The organism is Streptomyces sp. BE20, assembly GCF_036322525.1.
Taxonomy (GTDB): domain Bacteria; phylum Actinomycetota; class Actinomycetes; order Streptomycetales; family Streptomycetaceae; genus Kitasatospora.
In genome coordinates this window covers 23,045-35,611 of the sequence record NZ_JAQYWW010000620.1, presented here as the reverse complement: position 1 = coordinate 35,611, position 12,567 = coordinate 23,045, and the positions used below count along the sequence as shown (strand labels likewise).

11 protein-coding genes are annotated in these 12,567 nt (G+C 74.0%); 4 read left to right on the top strand and 7 right to left on the bottom strand.

Annotated features, from left to right (window positions below; translation table 11 throughout):
• Window positions 1–14 precede the first annotated feature (14 nt).
• Window positions 15–860 carry a type I methionyl aminopeptidase gene (gene map, locus PUR61_RS12380; RefSeq protein ID WP_329878830.1) on the bottom strand — a complete coding sequence of 282 codons (846 nt, stop codon included), beginning with the start codon at window positions 858–860 and terminating at the stop codon, window positions 15–17.
• Window positions 861–958: 98 nt separating this feature from the next.
• Between map and PUR61_RS12375 the strand changes: the two genes are divergently transcribed.
• Window positions 959–1,222 (top strand): hypothetical protein, encoded by a 264-nt coding sequence (locus PUR61_RS12375; RefSeq protein ID WP_329878828.1) that lies wholly within the window; start codon window positions 959–961, stop codon window positions 1,220–1,222.
• A 111-nt stretch (window positions 1,223–1,333) separates the two neighbouring features.
• Here PUR61_RS12375 and PUR61_RS12370 read toward each other — a convergent pair whose 3' ends face one another.
• Window positions 1,334–2,695 (bottom strand): MFS transporter, encoded by a 1,362-nt coding sequence (locus tag PUR61_RS12370; protein WP_329878826.1) that lies wholly within the window; start codon window positions 2,693–2,695, stop codon window positions 1,334–1,336.
• Window positions 2,696–2,853: 158 nt separating this feature from the next.
• Window positions 2,854–3,567 carry a hypothetical protein gene (locus tag PUR61_RS12365; protein ID WP_329878824.1) on the bottom strand — a complete coding sequence of 238 codons (714 nt, stop codon included), beginning with the start codon at window positions 3,565–3,567 and terminating at the stop codon, window positions 2,854–2,856.
• A 47-nt stretch (window positions 3,568–3,614) separates the two neighbouring features.
• Between PUR61_RS12365 and npdG the strand changes: the two genes are divergently transcribed.
• Window positions 3,615–4,307 carry an NADPH-dependent F420 reductase gene (npdG, locus tag PUR61_RS12360; protein WP_329878822.1) on the top strand — a complete coding sequence of 231 codons (693 nt, stop codon included), beginning with the start codon at window positions 3,615–3,617 and terminating at the stop codon, window positions 4,305–4,307.
• Window positions 4,308–4,553: 246 nt separating this feature from the next.
• On the top strand, window positions 4,554–4,751 hold the full coding sequence (locus PUR61_RS12355) for a hypothetical protein (RefSeq protein ID WP_329878820.1): 198 nt from the start codon (window positions 4,554–4,556) through the stop codon (window positions 4,749–4,751).
• Window positions 4,752–4,813: 62 nt separating this feature from the next.
• Here PUR61_RS12355 and PUR61_RS12350 read toward each other — a convergent pair whose 3' ends face one another.
• Window positions 4,814–5,629: a site-2 protease family protein gene (locus tag PUR61_RS12350; RefSeq protein WP_329878816.1), complete on the bottom strand. Its 816-nt coding sequence runs from the start codon at window positions 5,627–5,629 to the stop codon at window positions 4,814–4,816.
• A gap of 259 nt (window positions 5,630–5,888) precedes the next feature.
• On the opposite strand from PUR61_RS12350, the gene PUR61_RS12345 reads away from it, so the two are divergent.
• Window positions 5,889–9,344: an AfsR/SARP family transcriptional regulator gene (locus PUR61_RS12345; RefSeq protein ID WP_329878814.1), complete on the top strand. Its 3,456-nt coding sequence runs from the start codon at window positions 5,889–5,891 to the stop codon at window positions 9,342–9,344.
• A 141-nt stretch (window positions 9,345–9,485) separates the two neighbouring features.
• Here PUR61_RS12345 and PUR61_RS12340 read toward each other — a convergent pair whose 3' ends face one another.
• From PUR61_RS12340 to panB, 3 genes are all read right to left on the bottom strand, one after another.
• On the bottom strand, window positions 9,486–10,298 hold the full coding sequence (locus PUR61_RS12340; protein ID WP_329878813.1) for an ABC transporter permease: 813 nt from the start codon (window positions 10,296–10,298) through the stop codon (window positions 9,486–9,488).
• Entirely contained in the window at window positions 10,295–11,326 is a 1,032-nt protein-coding gene (locus PUR61_RS12335; RefSeq protein WP_329878812.1) for an ATP-binding cassette domain-containing protein, read from the bottom strand. The genes PUR61_RS12340 and PUR61_RS12335 overlap by 4 nt, the downstream gene beginning before the upstream one ends.
• A gap of 217 nt (window positions 11,327–11,543) precedes the next feature.
• Window positions 11,544–12,413 carry a 3-methyl-2-oxobutanoate hydroxymethyltransferase gene (gene panB, locus PUR61_RS12330; protein WP_329878810.1) on the bottom strand — a complete coding sequence of 290 codons (870 nt, stop codon included), beginning with the start codon at window positions 12,411–12,413 and terminating at the stop codon, window positions 11,544–11,546.
• Between the last annotated feature and the right edge of the window lie 154 nt (window positions 12,414–12,567).

The following is a 12,567-nucleotide window of genomic DNA, read 5'->3' as shown; positions in this document are numbered from 1 at the left end:
GAACGGTTTCCCCGCTACGGCAGGGTGAGGACCTCGGCGCCGTCCGCCGTGACGACCAGCGTGTGCTCGAACTGGGCGGTCCGCTTGCGGTCCTTGGTGACGACGGTCCAGCCGTCCGGCCAGATCTCGTAGTCGTAGGTGCCCAGCGTGAGCATCGGCTCGATCGTGAAGGTCATCCCGGGCTTGATCACTTCGGTGGCCCGCTCGCTGTCGTAGTGCGGGATGATCAGGCCGGAGTGGAACGACGTGTTGATGCCGTGGCCGGTGAAGTCCCGCACCACGCCGTAGTCGAAGCGCTTGGCGTAGGACTCGATGACGCGGCCGATCACGTTGATCCGGCGGCCGGGCTTGACCGCCTTGATCGCCCGGTCGAGCGACTCCCTGGTCCGCTCGACCAGCAGCCGGGACTCCTCGTCGACGTCGCCGCAGAGGTAGGTGGCGTTGAGGTCGCCGTGCACCCCGTGGATGTAGGCGGTGGCGTCGATGTTGACGATGTCGCCGTCCTGGAGGACGGTCGAGTCCGGGATGCCGTGGCAGATGACCTCGTTGATCGAGGTGCAGACCGACTTGGGGAAGCCCCGGTAGCCGAGGTCCGACGGGTAGGCCCCGTGGTCGCACATGTAGGTGTGGGCGACGGCGTCGAGCGCGTCCGTGGTGACTCCGGGCGCGATCAGCTTGGCCGCCTCGGCCATCGCCTGTGCGGCGATCCGGCCGGCGATCCGCATCTTCTCGATCGTCTCGGCGGTCTGCACCTCGGGCCCGGTGTACGGCGTCGGAGCGGGCTTCCCGACGTACTCGGGGCGCGCGATGTTCGCCGGGACCTTGCGGGTGGGGGACTGGATGCCGGGTACGAGAGCCATGGCCGCGAGTCTATGGCAGCACCTGTCGCCGGGTGTGCGGACGGAGTCCGGCCGGGGAATGATCGCTACGACGCAGCCGCCGAACGGAAGTGACCGCCATGCCTCTGGGATTCCACCGCAACAAGCCGACCGGCAAGCCCGGTGAGTGGTTCTACTGCATCAAGCACGGCAAGGTCGAGGAGGGGCCGGAGTGCCCGGCCAAGGACCGCCTCGGCCCGTACGCCACCCGCGAGGAGGCGGCGCACGCGCTGGAGACCGCCGAGCTCCGCAACCGGGAGTGGAAGAACGACCCGCAGTGGAACGACCGGCCGCAGGGCGGGACCGGGAGCGCCGCGGACGCCGGGGACGCCGACCGGCCGTAGGCCCGCTCCTCCGGATCCCGCCGGGCCGGGCGGCAGCGCGGTGCCCCGGGGTCCTGCCGGCGCGGAGGCCGCGCGCCCCGCGGTCCCGGCGCGACGGCAGGGCGGACGGCCTCAGGCGCCGGCGGCCCCCTGCCGCGCCGGTGCCCGCTCGCTCTCCTCCCGCTGCGCCGCGGCCCGCTCGTGCTCCGCGCGGACGGCGGCGGCGTTCGGGTCGGTGCGGTCGTCGTAGCCGAGCAGGCTGGGCAGGGCCGCGGCGAGTGCGACCACGCCCACCACGCAGGCGACGCCGCCGGCCCAGACCGAGGCGCGGACGCCGACCAGGCCGGCCATGCCGCCGGCCCGGACCTGGCCGAGCTGCGGACCGACCGAGTAACTGAGCAGCTCCACCCCGGCCATCCGGCCGCGCACCTCGTCCGGGATGGACTGGTTCCACATGGTGGAGCGCGCGATGCCGCTGATCTGGTCGGCGCCACCGGCCATGGCGAGGCAGAGCAGCACCAGCCAGACCGAGCCGGAGAACCCGGCCAGCGTGATCGCCGCGCCCCAGCCGAGGGCGGCCAGCACCAGCATCCGGCCGTGCCGGTGGATCCGGGACGTCCAGCCGCTGGTCGCCGAGACGGCCAGGGCGCCGACCGCCGAGGCCGCGTACATCGGGCCGAGCGCCCAGTCCGCGGACAGGTCCGAGGCGAGGAACGGGAAGATCGCCACCGGGAAGGCGAACAGCATGGCGACCAGGTCGATGGCGTAGGTGCCCAGCAGGTCCTTGCGGCTCCAGGCGTACTTCACGCCGGTGAGCACCGCCCGGAGGGTCGGCTTCTCGGCACCGGTGGGCGGCGGCACAGCCCGGATCCGGGCGAGCAGCAGCAGCGAGGCGCCGAAGGTCAGCACGTCCAGCGCGTACGCGGTCTGCACCCCGGCGAACGCCACGATGACGCCGGCCAGCGCCGGGCCGGCCACGGAACCGACGTTGCGGTACAGGGAGTTGAGCGCGAAGGCGGCGGTCAGCTGGTCGTGCGGGACGATCCGCGGGGTGAGCGAGTCCAGAGCCGGGCGCTGCAGGCCGTCGGCGGCGGCGACCAGCGCCGCCACCAGGTAGATCGGCCAGAGCACGGGCGTCGGCAGCAGCGCGTTGAGCAGCAGCAGGGCGCTCAGCACCCCGAGCCCGGCCTCGGCGAAGAGGACCAGCCGGCGACGGTCCAGGGCGTCGGCGAGGGCACCGCCCCAGAGGCCGAAGACGATCAGCGGGACCAGCTCGAAGGCGCCGATCAGGCCGACCGCGACGTAGGAGTCGGTCAGTTCCTTGATCTGCACAGGGAGGGCGACGTACGTCAGGAAGCTGCCCAGACTGGTCACACAGCCGGAGAACCAGAGCAGGCGGAAGTCCCGGGAGGAGCGCCAGGGGGTGAGGTCGGGGGCGACCGAGCGCAGCAGGGAGCGCGCCCGACCGCTCGGAGGATGGTCGGCATCGTTCACGAACGACCATCTTCGGCGGGTGATCCGCCGCGTCGCAACAGGTTTTCGCCCGGCCGGACGCGCCCCGGACGTGCCCCGGACGTGGCTCGGGCCTTCCCGGAGTCTCCCTGCGGGGCGACGCCTCCCGGGGGCGGGCCGCTGTGGCGCGGCCGTGGCGCTCACCAGCGGCTGATCGCGGGGCCCTCCGTGAGCCGGCCGGCGAGGGCGGCCAGCCGGTCGAGCGCCGACCGCCGGGCCCGGGCCTGCCCGGCGGCGGCGCTGACCAGGTGCTGGGCCAGGTCGAAGGGCTCCTCCTCGGCGGTGCCGACGGCCAGCCGCCGGTGCGCCAGGGCGGCGAGGTCGGCCAGGCCGCTCGCGCGGGCCGAGCCACTCGTACCGGCCGCACCGGGCGCGCCGGGGAGGCCGGGGACCGCGCCGCCGGGGCCACCCGGCCCGCCCCGCAGGGCCCGGTCCGGCGCCCGGTCCATCGCCCCGTCCATCGTCAGCACCGTGGCGCCGTTCCGGCGGGCGTCGTGCACCCGCTCCAGCAGCGGCGCGCCGGCCGTCGTCGGGGCGACCACCAGGACCGTCGCTCCGCGACCGGCCTCGGTCAGCCGGCGCAGGCCGTGCGCCAGGTGGGCCGGCGCCCGGTCCGGCACCCGGTGCCGCAGCAGGGTCGGGGCCAGCCGGGGGACGTCCGACCAGGCGGCCTCGTCCTCCAGGTGGGCCGCCAGGTGCCAGGGCTCGTACCCCTCGGTGCCGACCAGTAGCAGCCCGTCGGCGCCGCGCCGGGAGACCGCCTGCCGCAGCGCGCCGGCGAAGCCGCCGACCGCTTCCAGCCAGCCACTTCCGGCCAGCCGCTCCCGGAGTGCCGAAACTCTCACCGCGTCCATGGCCGACAGGATGTCGCGGCGGGCCGCCGGTTTGGCAGGATCGGCCCATGACTTCCCTCGATTCAGCGACAAACCCGGCCCACGAGTTGCCGGACGTCTCGCAGCTGGTGGTCGGTGTCCTCGGCGGCACCGGCGACCAGGGGCGGGGGCTGGCCCACCGGCTGGCCAAGGCCGGTCAGCAGGTGATCATCGGTTCGCGTGACGCGGCCCGCGCGGAGGCCTCGGCGGCCGAGCTCGGCCTAGGAGTACGCGGCGCCGACAACGCCACCACCGCCCGGGAGAGTGACATCGTGATCGTCGCGGTGCCCTGGGACGGCCACGCCGCCACGCTCACCGCGCTCCGCGAGGAGCTCGTCGGCAAGATCGTGGTGGACTGCGTCAACCCGCTCGGCTTCGACAAGCAGGGCGCCTTCGCGCTCGTCCCGGAGGAGGGCAGCGCCGCCCAGCAGGCAGCCGCCCTGCTTCCGGACTCCCGGGTCACCGCCGCGTTCCACCACCTCTCGGCGGTGCTGCTGCAGGACGAGTCCGTCGAGCAGATCGACACCGACGTGATGGTGCTCGGCGAGGAGCGGGCCGCCACCGACATCGTGCAGGCGCTGGCCGGGCGGATCCCCGGTATGCGCGGCATCTTCGCGGGCCGGCTGCGCAACGCGCACCAGGTGGAGTCGCTGGTCGCCAACCTGATCTCGGTCAACCGCCGGTACAAGGCGCACGCGGGTCTGCGGATCACCGACGTCTGATCGCCGGGCGCCCCCGGCGCCCCGGCCCCCCGGTCTCGGGGTCCCGGTCCCGGGGTCCGGTCATCGGCGGGCCGGCCGCCGGGGTCCGGCCCGCCGGAGGGGCCTGCGGTCGGCTCGTCGTACCGCCCGCCCGTCCTACCGTCCTACCGTCGCACCGGAGCGTCGGCCTCACCCCTGGACCCGGTCCGGAGGTGAGGTCGGCGACAATGGGGGCCGTCCGTCCCCCGGTCCTAGGAGACCCCCGCCATGCCCCGCACGTCCCTGCTCGCCTCGATCGTCGTCGTCCTCGCGCTGGCCGCCTCCGTGGTCTCCCTGGTGCAGGGGTGGTGGCTGGGCCTGATCTGGCTCCCGCTGGCGGGCATCGCCAGCAACGTGCTCTGGATGAACCTGCGCCGCGAGAAGCAGACCCGGGCCGCCGCCGAGCGGGCCGCCCAGGGCGCGTAGGCGCGGGCGGCGGCTCCGGGCTCCCGGGCGCTGTCGGCCCCGGGTGCTGTCGGCTCCGGGCGTCAGTCCTTCCAGAACATGAACAGCTCGTGGCCCAGCTGCGGGTAGATCCGGTCGACGCCGAGCAGCTCCATCACGCCGTAGACGGCCTCGAAGAACCAGTGGTTCACCTCGGGCTGCCAGAGCAGGGCGAAGACCGCCAGCATGCCGTACGGCGCGAAGGGCTCGATGGCCCGCCGCGTCTTGTGCGAGAGCCAGGGTTCGAGGATCCCGTAGCCGTCCAGGCCGGGGATCGGCAGCAGGTTGAGCAGGGTCGCGCTCAGCTGCAGCATGCCGAGGAAGCCCAGCCCCAGCGCCAGCGGCGAGACGTTCAGCTCGTAGCCGTTCCAGACCGCGTGCACCTTGGGGTCGTCCAGCCAGCCGGCGCCCACCGGGACCAGCAGCAGCACAGCGGCGGCCAGGTTCACCAGCGGTCCGGCCGCCGAGATCAGGCTGTGCTTGAGGCGTCCCTGGATCCGGTGCCGCTCGATCCAGACCGCGCCGCCGGGCAGGCCGATGCCGCCGAGCAGCACGAAGACGATCGGCAGCACGAAGCTGAGCAGCACGTTGGCGTACTTGAGCGGGTTGAGGGTCAGGTAGCCCTTGGCGCCGACGCTGAGGTCGCCGCCGTGCAGCGCGGTCCGCGCGTGCGCGTACTCGTGGAGGCAGAGCGAGACCATCCAGCCGGCCACCACGAACAGGAAGACGCCGAACCGGGCGTTGCCGTACCCCTGGGAGACCGCCCAGCCGGAGGTGACGAGGATCGCGAGCAGCACCCAGAACACCGGGCTGATCCGGCGGTCCTCGCTGCGTGAGCGCTGCGTGGCGGCGAAGGTCATGGCGTGGGAGCTCCGGGAGTCTGGGGACGGGGTGCGCGGGTCCGGAATGCGGGCAAGGGTCGATCATGCCGGGCAGGCCCGCCGCCGGACAAGCCGTTCCGAGTGAACGAACGGAGCCCCGCGTCGGGTTCCGCGCGCAGGGACGCAAGGTGGAGGGAAGGCGGGGGAAAGGCGGAGGAGGCGGGCGGGCGGAGGGGCGGGACGGGCGGGCCCCGGACAAATGTGCGTGGGCGCGGCGCCGATCGACCAGAATGGTGCGGTGCACTACGGCATCCTCGGCACCACCACCGCCCACCACGACGACGGCACCCCGGTTCCACTCGGCGGTGCGCGGCTGCGCGCGCTCCTCGCGGCGCTCGCGCTGCGGCAGGGGCGGCCGGTGCCGGCCGACCTGTTGGTGGACGAGGTGTGGGACGCCGAGCCGCCGCAGGACTCCTCGGCCGCGCTGCAGACCCTGGTGGGCCGGCTGCGCCGGACCATCGGCCGCGACCAGGTCGGATCCGGCCCGGCCGGGTACTGGCTGACCGACCCGGACACCGACCTCGCCGAGTTCCAGCGGCTGGCCGGTGAGGGCCGCGGCGCCCTGGAGCAGGGCGACCACGTCTCGGCCGCCGAACGGCTGCGGGCGGCTCTGGCGCTCTGGCGCGGCCCGGCCCTCGCCGACCTGCCGGACCGCAGCGGCCCGGCCACCCGGCTGGAGGCCCAGCGCGAGGAGGCCCGCCGGCACCGGATCACCGCCGACCTCGGCCTCGGCCGGGCCGCCGAGCTCGTCGCCGAACTCGCCGAGCTCACCGAGCGGCAGCCGTTGGACGAGCCGGTGCAGTACCTGATGGTCCGGGCGCTGCACGAGAGCGGCCGGACGGCCGAGGCGCTGCGCCACTACGACCACACCCGCCGCGTGCTGGCGGACGAGCTCGGTGTCGACCCGGGCCGCCAACTACAGTCCCTGTACGCCGAGTTGCTGACTCCTGCCGAGGCCGTCAGATCACCCGCCGGCGGGCCCGCCGGGGCAGCGGACGCGACTCCCGCGTCCGGCGCCGCCTCCGGCCCTGCCGCCGGGGCAGGCCCCGCGACCGGCGCCGAACCGGCGCCGCCCGTCCGAAGCGCGGGCAACCTGCGCGGCAGGCTCACCAGCTTCGTCGGCCGGGAGAACGACCTCGCCGCCCTGCGGGCCGCGCTGGGGGCCAGTCGGCTGGTCACCCTGACCGGCCCCGGGGGCTCCGGCAAGACCCGGCTCTCGATCGAGGCCGGCCGGGTCGAACAGGGCGTCGGACACTGGCCGGACGGCGTCTGGCTGGCCGAACTCGCCCCGCTGGAACGCCCGGACGCGGTACCGGGCGCGGTGGTCTCGGCGCTCGGACTGCGCGAGACCGTCCTGCACACCAGCGGCAGCATGGTCGCCGACGTGATCGAGCACCGCGGCGACGACCCGGTGCGCCGGCTGGTCGAGCACTGCGGGCGCCGCCGGATGCTGCTCGTCCTCGACAACTGCGAGCACCTGATCCAGGCCGCCGCCGACCTCGCCGACACCCTGCTCGCCGAGTGCCCCGGCCTGACCGTGCTGGCCACCAGCCGCGAGCCGCTCGGCGTGCCCGGCGAGACCGTCCTGCCGGTCGAGCCGCTGCCCGACCCGGTGGCGCTGCGGCTGCTGGCCGAGCGCGCCACCGCCGCCCGCCCCGGCTTCGACCCGCGGAGCGACCCGGAGGCCTGCGCCGAGATCTGCCGGCGCCTGGACGGCCTGCCGCTCGCCATCGAACTGGCCGCCGCCAGGCTGCGGGTGATGACGGCCCGGCAGATCGCCGACCGGCTGGACGGCCGGTTCGCGCTGCTCACCGCCGGGAGCCGCACCCTGCTGCCGCGCCAGCAGACGCTGCGCGCGGTCGTCGACTGGAGCTGGGACCTGCTCGGCAAGCGCGAACGCGCGGTGCTGCGCCGGCTCGCGGTGTTCGCCGGCGGCTGGACCCTGGAGGACGCCGAGGCGGTCTGCTCGGACGAGACCGAGGTGCCCCGCGAGGAGTTCGCCGACCTGCTGTTCTCGTTGGTCGACAAGTCGCTGCTGGTCGCCGACCTCGGCGGGGACGGCCCGCCGCGCTACCGGATGCTGGAGACCATCCACGAGTACGCGGACGAGCGGCTCGCCGAGGCGGGGGAGGCGGAGGCGACCGAGCGCCGCCACGTCGCCCACTTCCGCGAGCTGGTCCGGATCGCCGACCTGAGCATCCACGGCCCGGAGCAGCTGAGCTGGCTGACCGTGCTGGAACGGGAGCACGACAACATCCGGGCCGCGCTGCGCCGGGCCGTCGACCGGCAGGACGAGGGCGAGGCGCTGGTCCTCGCCCTGGGCATGAGCTGGTACTGGTCGCTGCGCGGCTTCAGCCTGGAGGCCCGGGGCTGGTACGACGCGGTGCTGGCGATCGGCCCGGACCCGTTCGCCCCGGACGCCCCCGCACCGGTGCCGCTGGAGCTGCGGGTGCTGGAGTACTCGCCGCCGATGCCCGAGAAGGCCGTCGCGGAGGCCCGCCGGGCGGTCGTCATCTACCGGCTGGCCAGCCTGTTCGAGGGGAGCCTGGACGTGCTGGCCGATCCGGTGGCGATCTCCTCCGCGCGCCGGATCACCGAGGTCTACACCCCGGACCTCCCGCAGTCCTACCGCTTCCCCGGGCTGATGCGGGTCTTCGGCGCCTTCCTGGTCGGCGAGCTCGGCCGGCTGAAGACGATGCTGGACGAGGCGGTCGAGGGCTGCCGGGTGTACGGCGCGGCCGGCGACCTGGCGTTCATCCTGCAGATCCGGGCCAAGATGATGAACGACTGGCCGAACGGTGCCGAGCAGAGCGTCCGGGACGGCGAGGAGTCGCTGGAGCTGTTCCGCCGGGCCGGCGACCGCTGGGGGATGTCCCAGGCGCTGGCCGCGCGCGGCGAGTCGCTGGCCAACGAGGGCCGCGCGGAGGAGGCCGTCGAGGCCTACCGGCGGGCGATCGAGCTGGCCGAGGAGCTGGGTGCGCCGCAGGAGGTGCCGATGCTCCGGGTCCACATGGGCTCCGCCATGCTGGGCAGGGACCTGGCCGAGGGGGAGCGGCTGATCCGGTCGACGCTGGCCGGGGTCCAGCCGGGACAGAACCAGGCGGCCAACGGCGCCCTGCTGTTCGGCCGGATGATGCTCTGCGGCCTCGCCACCCATCGCGGCGCCTACGACGAGGCCCTCGCGGAGCTGGACCAGCTGAACTGGAGCAGGCTCGGCATGTTCGCCCCGGACGTGATGGGCGGGATGCTGGCGGTCACCCGGGGCTGGATCACCGCGCTCGCCGGGGATCCGGAGCAGGGGATCGACCTCGTCTCCCAGGGGCGACAGCTGCTCCGTACGGTGCAGGACCGCGCGAGCGGCTTCATCGAGCAGATGTCGGTGATGATGATGCCGCCCGTGATCGGGGTGCTGGACGCCTTCGCCCAGCGCGACGGGGACCACGAGCCGGCCCGCCGGGCGGCGACGCTGCTCGGCGCGCACGCCGGGCTGAGCGGGCCGAAGGGCGGCTACCTGGACCGGGTCGAGCGGGTGCGGGCCGAGCGGAGCCTGCGCGGGATGCTCGGTGACGAGGCGTTCGAGGCGGCCTTCGCCGAGGGGCACGGGCTGTCGGTGACGGAGAGCGGAGAGCTGCTCGACCGGTTGGCCCTCTGGCCCGACGACGGAGCCGGCGGGCCGGTCCGCCCGGCCGGCTGATCCGACCGGCCGGCCGGACCGGCCGGTTCGGCCGACCGCGCCGGGGGTTCCGTCCCGTCCCCCCGGCCCGGCCGGCCTGTCCTGTGGCGCGGCCCCGGGGAGGTCTCCCCGGACGTCCCCGGGCCGCATCGGGTGCGCCGCTCAGGTCCGCTTGCGGAAGCGGGCCACGGCGAGCGGCGCGAAGACCGCGGTGATGCCGACCGACCAGGCCAGCACGATGAGCACCGGGTGGGCCACCGGCCCGTCGCCGTTCAGCAGGTGGCGGCAGGCGTCGGCCAGCGCGGAGAGCGGGTTGACCTTGGTGAAGGACTGCAGCCAGCCGGGCATGGTGTCGGTCGGCGCGAAGATCGAGCTGCCGAACTGGAGCGGCATCAGGACCAGCATGGAAACCCCCTGGACGGCCTGGGCGCTCTTCAGCGCCATGCCGAGCAGCATCGAGATCCAGACGACGGACATCCCGAACAGCAGCGACAGACCGATCGCGGCCAGGACCTCCAGCGGGCCGGTCTTCACCTCGAACCCGAGGATCAGCGCGAACCCGATCAGGATGGTGAAGGAGACGAGCGCCCGGCAGGTCTCCGCGCCGATCTTGGAGAGCAGCACGGACGAGCGGCCGATCGGCAGGGTGCGGAACCGGTCCATCACCCCGGTCTGGAAGTCGCTGTTCAGACCGGTGCCGACCGCCATCGCCAGGGTGATGCCGGTCTGCCCGAGCAGTCCGGGGATCATGTACTGCTTGTAGGCGTCCTGGCCGCCCGAGATGGCGCCGCCGAAGACGTAGACGAACAGCACGGTGAAGATGATCGGCATCAGCACCGCGTCGAACATCGACTCGGGGTCGGCCTTGATCCGCATCAGGTTGCGGCGGGTCAGCGCGCCGACGTGCCGCAGGTGGCCGGAGAGGCCGATCCGGGTGTCCTCCGCCCGGGAGGGCGTGAGCGTGGCGGTGGTCATGCGACGGGCTCCTTGGCGAGGCTGGGGACGGAGTCCGCGGGGGCCGGACGGTCCGCGGGCTTGCCGGTGATGGCGAGGAAGACCTCGTCGAGGCTGGGCACCTTGGTGTCGATGCCGGCGATGGCGAACCCGCGGGTGCCGAGGACCCCGACCACGGCGGTGAGCTGCTCCTCGCCGGTGATCGGCACGGAGAGAAGGCCGGTGTCGGTGGAGAAGGTGGCGGTGGCTATGCCGCTGTCGTGCAGGCAGCGGGCCATCTCGGGCAGCTCGGCGCGGTGCGTCGGGCGGACCTGGAGGGTCTGGCCGCCGACCTGGGCCTTGAGCTCGGCCACCCCGCCGGCCGCGATCACGCGGCCGCGGTCGATGACGGTCAGCTCGTCGGCCAACTGCTCGGCCTCCTCCATGTACTGGGTGGTGAGCAGCACGGTGGAGCCCTCGGAGACCATCCGCTGCACCTCGTCCCAGACCTCGTTGCGGGTCCGCGGGTCCAGGCCGGTGGTGGGCTCGTCCAAGTAGAGGACCCGGGGGCGGCCGATCATCGAGGCGGCCAGGTCGAGGCGGCGGCGCATGCCGCCCGAGTACGTCTTGGCGACCCGCTTGGCGGCGTCGGTGAGCGAGAACCGCTCCAGCAGTTCGGCGGCGCGGGCCTTGGCGTCCTTGCGGGAGAGGTCGAGCAGCCGGCCGATCAGGTAGAGATTCTCGTAGCCGGAGAGCATCTCGTCGACGGAGGCGTACTGGCCGGTGAGGCCGATCGTGCGGCGCAGCTGCTTGGGCTGGCGCAGGACGTCGAAGCCGCCGACGAAGGCGGTGCCGGCGTCGGGCTTGATCAGGGTGGAGAGAACGCGGACCAGGGTGGTCTTGCCGGCGCCGTTGGGGCCGAGCACGCCGAGCACGGTTCCCTCGCGGACGGTGAGGTCGACACCGTCGAGCGCCTTGGTGGCGCCGAAGTGCTTGACGATGCCGCGGACCTCGACGGCATTTCCCGCGGCGGGCCCCCGGTCGTTCGGGGCGGTGGCGATTCGTGTCATGCCCCTAGGTTGTCCGGCCCCGCTGTCAGCCCGCTGTCAGCGTCCGGTCCCTCCCCCCGCGGAGTCCGCCGACCGCTGTCGGCCTGCTGTCATCCCGCCGGCGGTGCGCCCGCGCCGCGGACCCGGCCGGTGTGCCCTCGTGCGGTGTGCCCTCATGCGGATACGCCGCGCCCGGGGTCCCGTCGGCCGGCCGACGGGACCCCGGGCGCGGTTCGCGTCAGTGGAAGGTGTGCTCCGGGGCGGGGAAGGCGCCGGACTGCACGTCCGCGGCGAACTCGCGGGCGGCCTCGCCGAGGACGGCCCGCAGGTCGGCGTACTGCTTGACGAACTTGGGCACCCGGCCCGCCGTCATGCCGGCCATGTCGGTCCAGACGAGGACCTGCGCGTCGGTGTCCGCACCCGCGCCGATGCCGACGGTCGGGACGGCGAGCTGCTCGGTGACCCGGGCGGCCAACTCGGCGGGCACCGCCTCCAGGACCACCGCGAAGGCGCCGGCCTGCTGCACGGCCTTGGCGTCGCGCAGCAGCTGGTGCGCCGCCTCGTCGCCGCGGCCCTGGACCGGGTATCCGCCGAGCGCGTGCACCGACTGCGGGGTGAGGCCGATGTGCGCCATCACCGGGATACCGGCCTCGACCAGCAGCTCGATCGCGCGGGCGCTGCGCTCGCCGCCCTCCAGCTTGACCGCGCCGACTCCGGCCTCCTTCATCAGCCGGACCGCGTTGTGCATGGCCTGGGCCGGGGACTCCTGGTACGAGCCGAACGGCAGGTCGGCGACGATCATCGCCCGCTTGGTGCCGCGGACGACGGCGGCGGCCAGCATGACGATCTGGTCCATGGTCACCGGCACGGTGGTCTCGTAGCCGAGGTGGCAGTTGCCGGCGGAGTCGCCGACCAGCAGAACGGGGGTGCCGGCCTCGTCGAAGACGCCCGCGGTGAGGGCGTCGTAGGCGGTCAGCATCGACCACTTCTCACCGCGCTGCTTGGCGCCGGAGAGGTCGCGGACGGTGACGCGGCGATTGGTGACCCCACCGTAGAGGGTGGCGGTCGACGCCTGGTTCTGGGCAGGCGAAGGCGAAGAAGCGTTCATCGAACAGGCTCCTGAAAGGTTGTCGTCTCGTGGCGCCGTGCGGCGTCCCCGGATCCCCTCCATGCTTGCACGCCCCGGCGCGGGCGCAAAGAGGCGCGCAAGCCGTGCGGTGCGATCCAGGACACACCGGACCCCCGGGGGCGGACCGGGCGTG